This window comes from Hyphomonas sp. GM-8P, assembly GCF_003263315.1.
GTDB lineage: Bacteria > Pseudomonadota > Alphaproteobacteria > Caulobacterales > Hyphomonadaceae > Hyphomonas.
This window is the reverse complement of the sequence record NZ_AWFE01000083.1, coordinates 92,921-107,980: the sequence shown is the minus strand read 5'-3', so window position 1 is coordinate 107,980 and position 15,060 is coordinate 92,921. Positions and strand designations below refer to the sequence as shown.

Sequence of the window (15,060 nt, the reverse complement as noted above, 5' to 3'; positions counted from 1 at the left end):
TCAACTCCGTGCACAGTGCGCGCTGAATCTGATTGTTGCCAAGCTGCTGGCGGAAGACGATCACATCTGGGAAAGGTGGGTAAGAACCATGGCTGGAACTCTCACGAATAAGGACACGGTCGCCAGGCGGCCGCTGACGAAATCAGAGGCGGGGCAACCTCAGGATCCCCTGTTGATGTGGGAGTTTTTGCGCGCCTTCATCTGGCTGGACAAAGGGCTGCAGCAAAACATGGAAGCCCGTGGCTGGCCGCCGCTGTCCCGCACGGAATCGCAGGTCATGTTGCTCGTGTCGGTTGGCATTGTCCGGCCGATTGAGGTTTCCCGGAATCTCGGACTGACACGGCAGGCCATTAATCAGACACTTTCGCAATTGGTGGACAAAAAACTCGTCGAACTGGACGACGATCCCTGTGACAAGCGCTGCAAGATCGTCCGCTTCGCGCGGGAAGGAAATTCCATGCGGCGCGATGCCGTCAGTATACTGCGGCGCCTCGAGGGCGAACTCGCGCGCCGTGGCGGGCGCAAGACACTCGAGATGCTCTACTCAATGGAAGACTGGAACTGGGACGCGCCGCCGATCTTCGACGAGTCCTGATGCCCATCTGAAAACGTGATCGGACGGTTACGCCAGGATAATTGGCGGCGGCCGTCCCACAAGCATCTTCCCGTGCAATTCCATCGTTGGGTCCTGGTCGAAGACGACATGGCAGGACGCCATGTTGATGTCCCGGAAAGCGCGCTGGATCGGTGAGTCCGACATGTGTCCGCTGGCGCCAGATCCCTGCGCGAGCAGAGTCACCGCGTCACGGCAAATCGATGCAATATGGGAGGACATCGCACGCTGACGGGCCCGGTTTTCCAGCGGTATCGGCGGCATCGTGGCGTCCGATTCAATTTCCTGTGCCAGCGCGTCGATCATCCGGGATGCGGTTTGCGCAGCCAGGTCTGCCTTGGCGAGCCGAATCTGGAGCGCTGGATTGTCGACGCTCGTTCGTCCGGAAAAGGTGCTGAGGAATGTTTTTGCCCGTTCGACTGCGTGACCTGCCGCGCCGAGCGTTCCGCTGACGATTGCCGACAGTGCCGCAACGCAGAGCATGGGTGTAAAAGCGGAGGTGTAGACGCTGCTGTCGTGAATCTGCGCGCCTTCCGCTTCGCCGGATCGGGCGGGCGTGGCGTCCATCACCCGATGGGCGGGGATGAAGATGTTGTCGAAGATCACGTCATGGCTGGCCGTTGCAGCCATGCCGGACGTGCGCCAGGTGTCTTCCAGTTTGGCCTCGCTCCAGGGCATGGCGAACATGCGTACGGCAGGCGGGCGAGGGGGCTGGCCTTCGACGGGTTCAGGCAGGTCTTCCTCGACAATGCCAGAGACCATGCACCATTGCGCGTGGGAGGAGCCGGTGCCCCATTTTGCGCGCCCATTGATGCGGTAACCCCCTGCTTCAGGCTGGGCTTTTACGGTCGGTGCCACCATTACCGGCCCAAGACGTGACGGGCCATCGGCGAATATTTCCTTCTGCGCCTCTTCCGGCAGAAGGCACCACATCCAATTGTGAACCATGTAGAAGGCAAGGGTCCAGCCGGTCGACACATCAAGCGGTGAGAGGGCCTTCATCACTTTCACCATCGAAGAGATGCCAAGCTCATGCCCGCCATAGCGCTGTGGGACCAGGATTTCGAACAGACCTGCCTCAGCGACATCTGCAATTGTCTCGTCGGCGACCCGTCGGTCGCGCTCGGACGTTTCTGCGCGTGCAGCAATGGCCGGCGCAATTGCGCGGGCCCGTTCGACCAGCTCGTCGGTCAGCTGCTCTGTATTCCGGACCGGGGCAGCGTTTGTGTCAGCCATAAGTGTTCCCTTTGTCTCCCTCTGGCGCGCAGAGTGTCGAGTTGGCCTTAAATGTCAATGTTATTGACAAAAATTGCGTTTCGGGTTGAATTTGAGGCGAACAGGAATTCGCCGCACAGTGCTTTTTAGGTAGTGTGCAAGGCAAGAACACAAACAGGACGCGCGAACCGGACGAACGCGCAATCGGAGGAAATAGCCATGTCTCTCTCGAAGCTGACCAACATCCACCATGCGGCGTACCGCTGCCGCGATGCCGAGCAGACGCGCTGGTTCTATGAAGAAGTGCTCGGACTGCGGTATCGCGCTGCCCTCACCTTCGAAGAGGTCTCCGGCACGGACATCAAGCGCGAATACATGCACCTCTTCTTCGAAATGGAAGATGGATCGATGGTCGCGTTCTTTGATGAGCCGTACACGGTCAAGCCGGACCAGTTTGAGCAGAAAGACAGCTTCGACGTCCATGTCGCATTCGAAATCGACAATCTCGAGGACCTCGAAGTCTGGAAACGCAAGATCAAGGATGCGCGGATTAAATGTGCCGGGCCTGTCGACCATGGTTTCGTGAAGTCGATCTATTTCTACGACCCGAACGGCTACCAGTGCGAAATCACCTGCCGCACGCCAGATTACACGAAGATCCTGGACGAAGAAGAATCTGACGCGCGGAAGATTACACGTGAGTGGACTGAGAAAACCCGCAAGCGCAAAGAGGAACTGTTCGGGGCAGAGGCCCTCGACAAGCGGGAAGTCTCAGAATTCTATCACGCCTGATCGTATGACTGCGGATAGAACGAGACGGGAAGGGCGGGCCTCCGGCAAGCCCTTCGGCATGATCGCGTTGATTGGTACAAGCTTTGTACTGGCTGGGTGCAGCCAGTCCGGGACCCCATCGGCCGGGAACCTATCGGATAGCGGGATTGCCTCCGTCGACGCCGACTCGGCTGACTCCGTAGAGGTGAGCTGCCCGGGCTACAGCCCCGGGCACAAGCAGGTGTTCTGGGGCGACCTGCATGTCCATACGGCGTATTCACTCGATGCGTATGGGTTCGGGACGCTGCGCACGCCGGCGGAAGCCTACCGGTTCGCAAAAGGAAACCCTGTGGGGTCACCGGCAGGAGAGGTGAAGCTCGACCGCCCGCTCGATTTCATGGCGGTGACCGACCATGCCGAATGGCTGGACCTTATGTATACCTGCACCGACCCGCGTATGTCGGCGCATCCATACTGCGTGAAGCTTCGAGACCAGAGCACTCAGGAAACCGGGGCAACTGTTTTCCGGGATTTTGTGAACCCGACGCTGACACAAGCGCAGCCTGCGAAGGCAGATATCTGCACAGAAGACCCAGCTGCATGTGACAGCGCATTGCTCAGCCAATGGGAGCGGTTGCAGCAGCAGACCAATGAAGCAGATGATCCGTGCACATTCACGGCGCTGAACGGGTTTGAGTGGTCGGCCACACCGAATTACTCCCACACGCATCGGAACATCATCTTTGCGAGCGACAAGGTGACGCCCACTCCGGTCGATTATCTCCGCTTTCCTGAAATCGACCAGCTCTATTCCAAGCTTGAGGCGGGATGCCGGGCTGAGGATGGGTGCGACGCCATTACAATCGCGCACAACATGAATATGGGAGACGGCAAGAGCTTTGACGTTGAGACGGAAAGCGAACGTACGCTGGCGTTGAGAACGCGCTATGAGCGCCTGGTGGAAATCACGCAGGAAAAAGGCACCAGCGAATGCCTGCCGGAATATGCAGACCGCGAAACTTCGGCGGATTGCAGCTATGAAAACTACATTACGTCTCACTCCAGACCGAAACCGCTCGCGGATTTCGAAGAAGAAGAGTGGGAGCAGATGCGCTCGACCTATGCACGGGGGCTCCTGCGACGCGGGTTGATAACCTATGCCAACCGGCAGGATGCCGAAGGCAATCCGTTGCAGGTCGGCTTTATCGGCTCGACTGACAGTCACACCGGGCTGGGTGGTTATGTGGAAGAAGACCAATGGCAGGGAACGGTGTTTGGCATCGGAAACTTCGAACGCAATATGAGTCGGATAGGCTTCAATCCCGGTGGCCTCGTTGCTGTCTGGGCGGAGCAGAACACACGCGACGACATCTTCAACGCGCTGAAAAACCGGGAAACCTATGCCACGAGTGGTCCACGGATCGCGCTGCGCTTTGATGCTTCGGCAGGAGGGGAGGTGCCTGCCTGTTTGGCAGGTGGCGCCCTTGCACCGGTTGCTGGCAGCACGTCCATGGGCAGCGTCTTGCCGGAGGCCAGCCAGACAGCGACGTTCCGGGTCGCCGTAACAGGCGACAAGGCCCCTCTGCAAAAAATCGAGGTCATCAAAGGCTCGCTGTCTGGTGACAGATATGAAGAAGCGGTCATTCCGGTCTGGACGAGCGAAGCAGGCGAAGCGAACGCATGTGTGGTCTGGTCTGACCCGGATTTCGATCCTGAAGCCCCTTCATACTGGTATGCACGGGTGACCGAAGTCCCGACTCCCAGATGGTCTTCTTATCTGTGCCAGGAAGCGGGACGTTGCGAAGAATTCCCGGATGCCGACGTCATGATACAGGAACATGCGTGGGCATCGCCGATCTGGCATCTGCCCACGCGCTAGGCTCCGGCCTCTATTCCCAGGTCCTGGCTTCCTCAACGGCTTTCCGGATCGCCGGCAAACCCCAGAGCATGATCAGCCCGGCGAGCGGGATCACAATCCCGCCGCACAGGGCGAGCGATTTGTTGAGGGCGGCGTCGCTGTGGAACACATAGTCTGTTGCGCTCGCCACCACTGTGGGCCCGAGTCCCATCCCAATGAAGTTCGCGACCAGGAAGTAGAGCGCAACGGTCTGCCCACGGAGCTGGTTCGGCGCCATCAGCTGTATCAGGCCGCCGGCGATGCCGCCCTGAAAAGCAGAGAAGAAAACCGCAACCGATAGACAGATCAGGCCGAGCAAGGGTGTGCTGACGAAGCCGAGCGCAACGACGAATGGCCACATCCCAGCCATCGAAAACAGGATCACCCGGCTATAGGCATCGGGAATTCCCTTGGCGAACCAGCGGTCTCCAAGGGCGCCGCCAGTCAGCAGGCCTGTGGTGCCGGCGATCATCATCAGAACGCCAAACGTGCGACCGGCATCTCCGCGAGAAAAGGAGAACGTCCTCATCAGGTATTCAGGCCCCCAGATGTTCAGGCTGAACACGACCATGACGAAGAGAGAAACGCCCAGAATATGCGTGAACAAGGCGCGCTTTCGGCTGATGACGAATTTCAGCGCGTCTTTCAGCGAAACGCCTTTCTTGGAAGTTTCCGTCTCTATCAGTCCCCGGCGTCCGGGTTCACGGATCAGGAGAACCAGGAAGGTAACCAGCAATCCGGGCAGACCAACGAGGAAGAAGGTAAGCTGCCACCCTTCACGTTCACCGATCATTGGCAGGACGACCGTACCCGCGTTCATCGCGATCGTTACAACCCATCCACCGATGACATAGGCAAGGCCCGAGCCGATCGTTACGCCGAGTGTGTAGACGCTGAGCGCCCGGGCGAGAGACTTCTTCTCGAAATAGTCCGTGATGATGGAATAGGCCGCTGGTGACAGGACAGCTTCGCCGACGCCGACACCGATGCGCGCGATAAACAGGGAAGTGAATCCCTTCGCCATACCGCACAGCGTGGTCATGATGCTCCAGAATGTGATGGCGATCGCGATCAGGTGTTTGCGGCTGCTTCGGTCTGCGATGCGCGCCAGCGGGATCCCCATGATCGAGTAGAAAATGGCGAAAGCAAATCCGGCAAGTAGGCTGTATTGCGTGTCCGAAATATCGAAGGACTGACGGATGGGACCCACCAGCAGGCCCATGATCATTCGGTCAATGAAGGAAACCGTTTGGGCCAGCATCAGAATGATGACAGCATACCAGGCATAGAAGCCGGATCTTGCAACAGGTGCTTGGTGTTCGGTCGCCATGGGCGGTGTTTCCTCTTTTTGTATTATCTTGTTCAGGCCACACGGTGGCGGAGGGGCTGTCCGTGGACGGCAGCCAGCGTGTTGGCGACCGCAACTTCGAGGCTGCGGTCGAATGTTTCGTTGGTGAGCCAGGCGATGTGCGGCGCCGGGATAACATTGTCGAGCTGGAACAGCGGGTTTGTGCCGGCGGCAGGTTCGGGATCAAACACGTCCAGACCGGCGCTTTTCAGATGTCCTGAGCTGAGTGCAGCGTAGAGCGCGCTTTCATCGACCAGTCCGCCGCGTGCTGTGTTGATCAGGACTGCGCCGCGCTTCATGCAGCTGAGCTCATTAGCGCCTATTGTGTGGGGGGTGTCTTCGTTGAGCGGGATGTGCAGCGAGACGATGTCGGATTGCGAGATCAGCGTGTCGAGCGAGACATGCGTATACGGCACGTCCTTTTTTGACCGCGACGCATAGATCACCTTTGCGCCCATGAACTCCAGAATAGGCGCGAGCAGTCTGGGAATGTCTCCAAAGCCGACGAGGCCGACAGTCTTGCCATGCAATTCCTGGAGAGATTCCCGCGTCGTCTCATCCGGAATCCATTGCCCGCTGCGGCAAAGGGCGTCGAGACGCGGCTGGAGTCTGAGCGCCGAGAGGATCAGCAGAAGCGTCATTTCCGCGACAGCCCGGCTATTCGTTCCGGGCATGTTACAGACAGCAACGTCGTACGCTTTTGCGGCCTCCAGATCTATCGTGTTTACTCCCACGCCGATCTTCTGAACCAGTTTCAGCGATGGTGCACGGGCTATATGATGGGCCGTGACCGGACGGAGCACGTGCCACAGCACGTCGGTCTCCCGCAGAAGCGCGTCAAACTTTTTGTCGTCTGACTGGTCGCAACAGGTCACGTCGATATTCTGGTCCTTGAGTGCATCAAGCTTTGCGAGCAGGTTCGGGCCCGCTTCATAGTGGAAGAGCACCTTGATCATCTTGAACCCCTCAGTCCTTCAGCATCGCGCGCGTGAATGCCTGGATGTAATTCATGTGGGCTGTCACACCTTCGGTAACGCGTTTTACGTCGCCCACCGCGATAGCCTCGGCGACCTCAGCATGCATTTCGGCAACCAGACCGAGGTCGTCTTCATGTCCGGCATAATAGTGCCAGAAGCGGCGAGAAAGTCCGTGTAGGGATCCAAGCGCGTTGACGGCGAACTCGTTGTCGCAGGCGGCGGCGACCGCCATATTGAATTTCTGGTCGATCTTGAGGAATCGGCGGTAGCTTTTCCGCCCATCATTCCGGAATGATTTCGCGAGAGACTGGAACACTGCACGTTCCTGCCGATTGGCGCGCTCGGCTGCATGGCTTGCAACAAGAACCTCCAATGCGCGCCGGGTTTCAACCAGCCGCAATTGCTGGCGGATATCAATCGGTGCGATCCTGAGGCCGCGGCGGGGCATGATCAGGATCAGGTATTCTTTCGAGAGGCGTAAGACCGCTTCCCGGACGGGCGTGCGGCCCAACCCGATGCGCTGGGCAAGTTCCTGCTCCGTCACCAGCGTGCCCGGAGCGAGTTCCATCGTGACAATGAGTTCCTCAAGCTGCTCGTAGGCATCTTCCGACAAGGGGCGTGATTGAGGCGTGGGGGAGGGGTTAATTTCGGCCAAGGACTGACCCTCCAGCATATTTTGCCCTGGCGCCGAGAGATTCCTCGATCCTCAGCATTTCATTCCATTTCGCCATGCGTTCCGATCGTGTGAATGAGCCGACCTTGAACTGGCCAGACGCCCAGCCGACGCTGAGATGGGCGATCGTCGTATCTTCACTTTCGCCAGACCGGGCAGAGACGATTGTGCCCATTCCAGCGGCCTTTGCTGCATCGAAGGCATTCTTTGTCCGGGTCAGGGTGCCCGCCTGGTTCGGCTTGCAGAGCAGGGCTGTGCAAGAACCGTCTGCGATCGCCGTTTCTACATTCACGCGATTGGTGACGAGTAGGTCGTCTCCCACAATCTGTGTTCTATCTTTGAACTCGACTGTGAATTTCTGGTGGGAGGTGTGATCGTCTTCGGTGAAAGGATCCTCGATCATCGCAATCGGATAGGATCGCACCCAGCCAGCGACCTGATCGTACCATTCTTCCGTCGAGAGGGCCCGGCCTTCTGCTTTCAGAATGTAGGATCCATCGCGGAAAAACTGGTTGGCGGCGACATCGATCGACATGCCGACCTGTGTCTCCGGATCAAATCCGGCTTTCTCGATACTGATGAGCAGGGCGTCCAGTGCCTGTTCATTGCTGTCGAACACCGGCCAATAGCCCCCTTCGTCCGCCACACCTACGCTTGCCCCCCTCCGCGCGACCAGATCTCCGGCCGCAAGATAGATTTCAGCAACCCATTCGAGTGCTTCCCGGAAGCTGGACGCGCCGAAAGGAACCACCATGAAATCCTGCAGGTCCATGGCCCCCGCGGCGTGCGCGCCGCCGCCGAAGATTTGTATTTCCGGAACCGGAATCAGCGGAGCGTCGCCCATGGCGAAATAGGACCAGAGCGGCTCATCCCGTCCGGCGGCTGCTGCATGCGCGATGGCGAGCGATGTTGCGATCAGCGCATTGCCGCCAAGACGGCTGAGCTGTGGCGTTCCGTCGAGCGCCTCAAGCGTGCCATCGACAAGTTCCTGCTGGTCGGCCGGCAATCCGATCAGTACAGGAATGATCTCGTTCCGAAGACCGGCCATGGCCTCTGATACGCCATAACCACCGAATGCCGCGCCGCCGTCCCGAAGGTCCAGTGCTTCGCCTGCGCCGGTGGAGGCTCCCGCAGGAGCGATGGCGCGTCCGACGGCACCATTCGATAGCCGGATTTCGACTTCGATAGTCGGCCGCCCGCGGCTGTCCCAGACCTGACGGCCTTCCATGGATGCGATGTCGAGGTGGCTCACGCTTGTGTCTCTCCTTTATCGGAATGGGGCGCCCAGTCGGAGAACCATTCGTCGGCCAAAGCGCGCAGAGAAGTTGCCGCTTGCTTCAGATGGTTCCAGGCAAAATTTCTTATGGCCGCCTTGTCGGTAGGGGCGGTGATGTACTCAACCGGAGACTTCCCATCCATGCGGGCGAGCAGGAAACCGGACAGGTATCTTGCTGCGCGGGCGTCCAGGTCGTGATCGGTACCGGCTGCGAAGTAGTTTGTATGGAAGGTGTCAAAGGCCGCTTTGTATTTGGAGGCGTGCTGCGGCTTCCAGGCAGCCTTCAGGCAGAGGTGCGCGCTGCAGAAGGCAAGGTCGAAGGCCGCATCGCCGGTATTGGCACATTCTGCATCAAGGATCACCGGGTGGTCCCGGCCGAAAAGAATGTTCTTTGGACTGAAGTCCCCGTGGATCAGCCAGTGGCGATTTTCCTCAAACAGCTTCACGAGTCCTGTGAGTTCGTGTTCGAGTTCCGGGTTCGCTGGAACGCTTGCCAGGAAGTAAGGGGACAGGCGCAGGGCATGGATCAGGTCGGGTTGGGTGAAGGCCGCGTGCACCTGGGAGTCTGCAAGGCTGGCATCATGCAGGCGCCGAAGCGCCAGGGCGAGTTGCCGGACAAGGTCTGTCCGGATAACCCCGTTCTGCAATTCTTCCTTCCAGGCCGTGTATTCCGATGATGGGAGGTATTCCGTGACCAGAACACCGCGTGAAGGATCATGCCCCAGAACTTCCGGTGTCACGCCTGGTGCGACTGTGCGCGCAAACCGGTAATAGGCCGCTTCAAAATCAATACGGCTGGTAGGGGCAAACCACTCACCGGCAACTTTCAGTTTCGCGAGTGCTCTTTTGGCGCAGACAGGCCCCTCTGGCAGGTCAACGCGCCAGATATCGCATGAAACGCCGCCGCTCAGGGGCTCGCCGAAAAGTTGTCCTGTGGCGTGTGTCAGCCCCAGCTCCCGGAGCGCTTTGCAGATGGGGGCTGGTACGTTTGGAATTGTGCGCTCCTCGCCTGTGCCCAGAATTTGCTCCGGCGCCGCCATTGGCAGAACCGGCTTCTTGATGTACTGGTGATATATCAGAGGTGGGGAGGTGTCCAGCTTCCCGCCAATCCGATGGGAGGAACCGGCATGACGGAAGAGCCATTGTGGGTGCGGCTTTCTGAACTGGAAGCCGCGGCGATTGCAGACGTCCTGGTCGCGATGGGGCTGGAGACACAGGTGCTTGCTGCGGACCTTCGCCCGCTTGGCGCCGCGAAAATGGCGGGCGTCGCGTTGTGTGCAGAAGGCGGGGAAGGGGGCGGCCAGCCCGCCATTCCCACATTCGAGCTTGATGACCTGGTAACGCCCGGTGCGGTCGTGGTGATCGCGACCAATGGATGCGACAAGGGTGCGATCATCGGAGACAACATGGTGACGAGCATGGTGCGTGCTGGCGCCCGTGGTTTCCTGCTGGATGGCGGTGTTCGCGACCGTGAGGCGCTGGTAGATGGGCCGGTTCCAGTCTGGTGCCGGTACGCCTCGCCCATCAATGCGCACAGGAAATGGAAATACACGGCCATGAACCGTCCGGTGACGCTTCCCGGCATCTGGGGCGACGTGGAAATCCGGCCGGGCGACCTGATCCTGGGAGACGAGGATGGCGTGGTTGTGCTGCCGCAGGAACATGCGGCGCAGATCATTCACGACGCCGAAATTCACATGCGTGCAGAGGCGGATATCAAGGCTGCGATCGAGGCCGGGGAAAGCCGCGAAACCGCCACCAAATCCAGTCGTCGTCTGCAACATGTACGTCCTTTGACTATGCACGCGGAAATACCAAAAGAATAGGCCGGAATGACCCAACGGAAACGTTTGACCGGCCATCTTTTTAATGTAGATTAAAAACTTCTTGAAGGGGCAAAGTAACGTTTTCGGGCGTCGCCCGCACGTTCTGACCCAGAAAAATAAACTGGGAGGTCCGCATGACGGCCACGAAACACAAATACGACCGGATTCCGTACCTCGTCGTTTACGAGGACAAATCCGCCTTCAAAGACACTTATGCCGGTGAGATCGACAAGGTTGCTCTCAGCTGCCAGTTGCTGAAGCCCAAGGACAATCCATCCAAGACGGTGGTGATCTGGTCCCACCCGATCGGGGGCGGTTCATACCTGCCGATGATGGCTGCGCTCGCGAAGAGCGGTGTTCACACGATCTATTGCGATACGCGCTATCGCGGTGTCGACACGGCGCTGATCATGGAGAAGGTTGTCTGCGATCTCGGCGCGGTTGTGCGCGACGCAAAGGAACGTCTCGGCTACGAGAAAGTCGTCCTTGGTGGTTGGAGCGGTGGCGGGTCCATGTCGCTATTCTACCAGTCGGAAGCCGAACAACCGTCAGTGACGTCCACACCGGCAGGGGATCCGCCGGATCTCACCAAGCGCGGTTTCATTCCCGCCGATGCGGTCATGCTGGTCGCAGCGCACCATGCCCGCCATGTGACTTTCACAGAATGGCTAGATCCATCCGTGATCGATGAGAACGACCCGGAGAACCGCGATGTTGAGCTGGACATCTATGATCCGCGTAACCCCAACAAGCCGCCATATTCGGCAGAATACCTGAAGCGCTTCCGCCAGGCGCAGATCGACCGGAACAGACGCATTACGAAATGGGTGAAAGACAAGCTTGCGGAATACAAAGCCGCCGGCCAGACGAACCGGGAATACGGCTTCGTTGTCCATCGCACGATGGCGGACCCGAAATGGCTGGATCCCACGATCGACCCGAATGGACGCAAACCAAACTGGTGCTTCCTGGGTGATCCTGAAGTCGTCAACGACAGCCCGGTGGGGCTCGCCCGGTTCTGTTCGCTGCGCAGCTGGCTCTCGCAGTGGAGCTATGATGACGCGCGTGCAGACGGCGTGAAATGCGCCGCGAAAATTTCCGTGCCCGTGCTTGTTGTCGGCAACACCGCAGATGACGGCATAACGCCGGAGCACACCAAACGCCTCTATGAGGCGGTCTCGCATGACGACAAGGAACTGGTGTGGATCCAGGATGCCAACCACTATTTCTTCGGCCAGCAGGAGAAAGCGGTCGAGGCAGCCGAGACCTGCGCAAACTGGCTCCAGAAACACGGGATGTAAGACATGGCATCCGAAGACCGCAAAACGCGGTCTCTTGAGGAGATCGCAGACCCCGACATTCAAACGCTCGCAGACTTCCCGCGATGCCATGCCGGTCGGACCCCGGGCAAAATGGCGATTGTCTACGAGGACCAGACACTCACTTACCGTGAACTGAACGATTTCAGCGACCGGATTGCCTGGGCCTTGGGGAAGGCCGGCGTCGGCCGGGGAGACCGCGTTGCGTTTCTCGACAAGAATTCCGATGCATTTTTCCCGATCCTCTTCGGGACCTCTAAGGCCGGTGCCACATTGGTTCCGGTCAATTTCCGCCTCGCTCCGAAGGAGGTCGCTTATATCCTGCGTGATAGTGGCGCAAAGCTCATCTTTGCCGGGGAAGAGTTTCTGGACATCGTCTCGGCGGCTCGATCGGATGCCGGTGATCTGGAGACAGTCGTCGCAATCGATGCGGGGCAGGGCTTGTCCGGATGGGCAGGCGCTTCACCGGGGGCGGGCGGTCTGCCGGACCCGCCGATCCCGGAAGAGACGGCGGTGCAGATGTACACCAGCGGCACAACGGGTCATCCGAAAGGCGTAGAGATTACCCACCACGCCATGGTTCGGGCGGCGATTGAAGGCCTGTCTGTCTGGCCGGCGATGTTCCGTCCTGATGCGGCCGTCTTGTGCACGATGCCGCTGTTTCACATTGCGGCCTGCAATCTAGGACTGGCGGGCCTCTATGCCGGCGCGCGTGCGGAAATCCTCCGCGCGGCGTCCGCGGCTGAAGTCATTGAGTTGATCGCGGATCACAAGATTGCCGTGACACCGCTTCCGGCTGCCCTGATCCATGACATCATCCGGCTCCCGGAAGTGGGTAATCTCGACCTGACGCATCTCGACACATTGCTGATCGCCGGCTCCGGCATCCCGGTCGAACTGCTGAGGGAAGCGCAAAGCGTCCTCAAATGCGGGTTCGCACTCTCCTATGGTATGACAGAATGTTGCGGAGGGCTGACATATCTTGGCCCTGCGGATTGCACCTATGATGCGGGCACGAAACTGAAATCAGCGGGCAAACCTTTGGGCGCGTCCCGTCTGAAGGTTGTGGATGAGAATGGCGTGGAACTGCCGCCCGGCCAGATCGGCGAAATTCTTTGCCAGACAGACCGGGTGATGAAATCTTACTGGAATAAGCCCGAAGCGACGGCTGACGCCCTGAAGGATGGCTGGTATCATAGCGGGGACGCCGGTTATTTCGATGAGGAGGGGTTTCTCTATATCGTCGACCGGATCAAGGACATGGTCATCAGCGGCGGTGAGAATATTTACCCGGTCGAAGTCGAGAATGAACTCATTCAGCACCCGGATGTCGAAGATGTGGCGGTGATTGGTATCCCTGATTCCAAATGGGGGGAAAGTCTGCTCGCCTGTATTGTGCCAAAAGCCGGTGTGCGCCCTGATCCCAAAGAAATTGAGTCGTTCCTTCGGCCCCGCCTCGCAGGTTACAAGATACCGCGGAAATATACCTTCGTGGACAGCTTCCCCCGCAACGCGACCGGCAAGGTGCTGAAGCGGCAGATGCGACTGGACTTCGCCGACCTGGCCAGCTGAAAAAAAGGTGCGCTGTGAGTTTTGAAATCACGCCCCCACTATTCCACGATTTCATTCGCCTGAATGGCAAATGGTATCCGGACAAGCCCGCAATTATCGATGAGGGCGGAACGCTCAATTGGGGGGAGCTTGACCGGCGTTCCAGCCAGGTTGCCAACGGGCTGCTTTCGCTTGGTATTGGAAAAGGTGACGGCGTTGCCATCCTGATGTCGAACGGCGTCGAATATGTCGAAGTCATGTACGGTATCCTGAAGGCCGGGGCGATCATTGTGCCGTTGAACCTCGCCGTGATTGAGGAAGGCCTCGTCCGGATGATCGAGGACTCCGGCGCGAAGGCGATTTTCTACACGCCTGACCAGTTCGGGCGGTTCAAGGAACAGGAATTCCCCTCAGGCCGGCCAGCGGAGTTTGTGCTCGGCGAAGCAAGCGGCACGGCTGATGAGTTCCGTACCTGGAGAGACTCACAGTCAGATCGCCAGCCCGCGGTAAAGATCGGCGAAGATGATCCGTGTAACATCATCTACAGTTCCGGCACGACGGGACTGCCCAAAGGCATTAAACATGCCTACCGGCGGCGTATACAATCCATGTATGAGCTGTCGCTTGCTCACCGGTATCATTTTGCAGCCATCTCGATCTGCCCGATCGGGCTCTATTCCAACATTGCCTGGGCATCGCTTTTCTGTGCCCTGATCGTAGGCGGAACTTGTGTGGTGCGGTCACGGTTCGATGTGGACGACTGGCTGGACTGTGTCGAACGCTACGGCGTGACGCACACGTTCATGGTGCCGATCCAGTTTCAGCGCGTGTTGGATGCGCCGGGCTTCCGGTCGGAACGCGTTGCGTCACTTGAAGCTGTCATTTCCGGCGGCGCACCCCTGTTTGAGGACCTCAAGCGGAGGGTTGGCGAGCAGTTCAAGTGTGCGGTCATCGAACTCTACGGACTGACCGAGGGGTTCATGACAACGCTGCAACCGGAAGAGGCGGAAGGGCGGACAGCATCAGTCGGGAAGCCTGTGCGCGGAAATGACTACATCCTTGTCGACGATGATGGCCGGGTTCTTCCCTGGGGCGGGACCGGCGAGATCTGCGTTCGCTCCGTGCACTGGATGGTGGAATATCACAACCGTCCTGAAGCCACCGAAGAGATCAAGTATGTAGACCCGGATGGAGTGTTGTGGCTTCGGACAGGGGATATCGGACGCACGGATGAAGCTGGCTATCTCTACATCACCGACCGGAAGAAAGACATGATCGTGTCCGGCGGCCAGAACATCTATCCGGTGGATATCGAAGCGGTGATGGTGGGACACCCCGCGGTTTCTGAAGTTGCCGTCATCGGTGTACCGGATGCGAAATGGGGCGAAACGCCCATCGGCATCATTGTGCCGGAGCCGGGCAGCAGACCGGATCTGTTGGCGGAAATCCTGGAATGGACCAACACACGGGTTGGCAAACGCCAGCGGATTGCCCGCGTTGAGATCCGTTCGGATATGCCCCGAAATCCGAATGGAAAAATCCTGAAGCGCGTGCTGCGCGACGAATACGAATAGCGGCAGGGCGGAGTCGCCTG

Annotated in this window: 13 protein-coding genes; 7 read left to right on the top strand and 6 right to left on the bottom strand. The window is 58.9% G+C overall.

All coding sequences use genetic code 11. From position 1 onward, the window contains the following. Positions 1 to 175: 175 nt before the first annotated feature. Positions 176 to 595: a helix-turn-helix domain-containing protein gene (locus HY26_RS13175; RefSeq protein ID WP_034766720.1), complete on the top strand. Its 420-nt coding sequence runs from the start codon at positions 176 to 178 to the stop codon at positions 593 to 595. 27 nt (positions 596 to 622) lie between these two features. Here HY26_RS13175 and HY26_RS13170 read toward each other — a convergent pair whose 3' ends face one another. Further along, positions 623 to 1,849 carry an acyl-CoA dehydrogenase family protein gene (locus HY26_RS13170; protein ID WP_034766719.1) on the bottom strand — a complete coding sequence of 409 codons (1,227 nt, stop codon included), beginning with the start codon at positions 1,847 to 1,849 and terminating at the stop codon, positions 623 to 625. Positions 1,850 to 2,047: 198 nt separating this feature from the next. Here HY26_RS13170 and HY26_RS13165 point away from each other — a divergent pair, with 198 nt between their 5' ends. Then, positions 2,048 to 2,620, top strand: coding sequence for a VOC family protein (locus tag HY26_RS13165; protein ID WP_034766718.1), 573 nt, complete (start codon positions 2,048 to 2,050; stop codon positions 2,618 to 2,620). Positions 2,621 to 2,678: 58 nt separating this feature from the next. After that, positions 2,679 to 4,478, top strand: coding sequence for a DUF3604 domain-containing protein (locus HY26_RS13160; protein WP_158531499.1), 1,800 nt, complete (start codon positions 2,679 to 2,681; stop codon positions 4,476 to 4,478). 10 nt (positions 4,479 to 4,488) lie between these two features. Here the strand turns inward: HY26_RS13160 and HY26_RS13155 are convergent, their stop codons facing one another. Genes HY26_RS13155 through HY26_RS13135 form a run of 5 tightly spaced genes read right to left on the bottom strand, consistent with a single transcriptional unit; the run spans position 4,489 to position 9,810 of the window. Next, positions 4,489 to 5,826, bottom strand: coding sequence for an MFS transporter (locus HY26_RS13155; protein ID WP_034766716.1), 1,338 nt, complete (start codon positions 5,824 to 5,826; stop codon positions 4,489 to 4,491). A 32-nt stretch (positions 5,827 to 5,858) separates the two neighbouring features. Then, positions 5,859 to 6,800, bottom strand: a complete 942-nt coding sequence (locus HY26_RS13150) for a 2-hydroxyacid dehydrogenase (protein WP_034766715.1) — start codon at positions 6,798 to 6,800, stop codon at positions 5,859 to 5,861. Positions 6,801 to 6,810: 10 nt separating this feature from the next. Continuing rightward, entirely contained in the window at positions 6,811 to 7,476 is a 666-nt protein-coding gene (locus tag HY26_RS13145) for a GntR family transcriptional regulator (protein WP_197020277.1), read from the bottom strand. Further along, complete coding sequence (gene eno, locus HY26_RS13140) at positions 7,463 to 8,746, bottom strand: phosphopyruvate hydratase (protein WP_034766713.1); 1,284 nt, start codon at positions 8,744 to 8,746, stop codon at positions 7,463 to 7,465. Before eno ends, HY26_RS13145 begins: the two co-directional genes overlap by 14 nt. Continuing rightward, positions 8,743 to 9,810: a phosphotransferase gene (locus HY26_RS13135; protein WP_051600033.1), complete on the bottom strand. Its 1,068-nt coding sequence runs from the start codon at positions 9,808 to 9,810 to the stop codon at positions 8,743 to 8,745. The genes eno and HY26_RS13135 overlap by 4 nt, the downstream gene beginning before the upstream one ends. A gap of 87 nt (positions 9,811 to 9,897) precedes the next feature. On the opposite strand from HY26_RS13135, the gene HY26_RS13130 reads away from it, so the two are divergent. The 4 genes from HY26_RS13130 to HY26_RS13115 all read left to right on the top strand — a co-directional run bounded on the left by HY26_RS13130 (position 9,898) and on the right by HY26_RS13115 (position 15,040). After that, positions 9,898 to 10,596, top strand: a complete 699-nt coding sequence (locus HY26_RS13130) for an RraA family protein (protein WP_051600032.1) — start codon at positions 9,898 to 9,900, stop codon at positions 10,594 to 10,596. 134 nt (positions 10,597 to 10,730) lie between these two features. After that, positions 10,731 to 11,897, top strand: a complete 1,167-nt coding sequence (locus HY26_RS13125; RefSeq protein ID WP_034766711.1) for an alpha/beta fold hydrolase — start codon at positions 10,731 to 10,733, stop codon at positions 11,895 to 11,897. Between the two features lie 3 nt (positions 11,898 to 11,900). Then, positions 11,901 to 13,487, top strand: a complete 1,587-nt coding sequence (locus HY26_RS13120; protein ID WP_034766710.1) for a long-chain-fatty-acid--CoA ligase — start codon at positions 11,901 to 11,903, stop codon at positions 13,485 to 13,487. Positions 13,488 to 13,501: 14 nt separating this feature from the next. Then, positions 13,502 to 15,040, top strand: coding sequence for a class I adenylate-forming enzyme family protein (locus tag HY26_RS13115; protein WP_034766709.1), 1,539 nt, complete (start codon positions 13,502 to 13,504; stop codon positions 15,038 to 15,040). The last annotated feature ends 20 nt before the right edge of the window (positions 15,041 to 15,060 follow it).

Bases quoted from the DNA above. Each gene is read 5' to 3' on its own strand.
- HY26_RS13175 (WP_034766720.1), top strand. From the start codon at position 176: ATGTGGGAGTTTTTGCGCGCCTTCATCTGGCTGGACAAAGGGCTGCAG.
- HY26_RS13170 (WP_034766719.1), bottom strand. From the start codon at position 1,849: ATGGCTGACACAAACGCTGCCCCGGTCCGGAATACAGAGCAGCTGACC.
- HY26_RS13165 (WP_034766718.1), top strand. From the start codon at position 2,048: ATGTCTCTCTCGAAGCTGACCAACATCCACCATGCGGCGTACCGCTGC.
- HY26_RS13160 (WP_158531499.1), top strand. From the start codon at position 2,679: ATGATCGCGTTGATTGGTACAAGCTTTGTACTGGCTGGGTGCAGCCAG.
- HY26_RS13155 (WP_034766716.1), bottom strand. From the start codon at position 5,826: ATGGCGACCGAACACCAAGCACCTGTTGCAAGATCCGGCTTCTATGCC.
- HY26_RS13150 (WP_034766715.1), bottom strand. From the start codon at position 6,800: ATGATCAAGGTGCTCTTCCACTATGAAGCGGGCCCGAACCTGCTCGCA.
- HY26_RS13135 (WP_051600033.1), bottom strand. From the start codon at position 9,810: ATGGCGGCGCCGGAGCAAATTCTGGGCACAGGCGAGGAGCGCACAATT.
- HY26_RS13130 (WP_051600032.1), top strand. From the start codon at position 9,898: ATGACGGAAGAGCCATTGTGGGTGCGGCTTTCTGAACTGGAAGCCGCG.
- HY26_RS13125 (WP_034766711.1), top strand. From the start codon at position 10,731: ATGACGGCCACGAAACACAAATACGACCGGATTCCGTACCTCGTCGTT.
- HY26_RS13120 (WP_034766710.1), top strand. From the start codon at position 11,901: ATGGCATCCGAAGACCGCAAAACGCGGTCTCTTGAGGAGATCGCAGAC.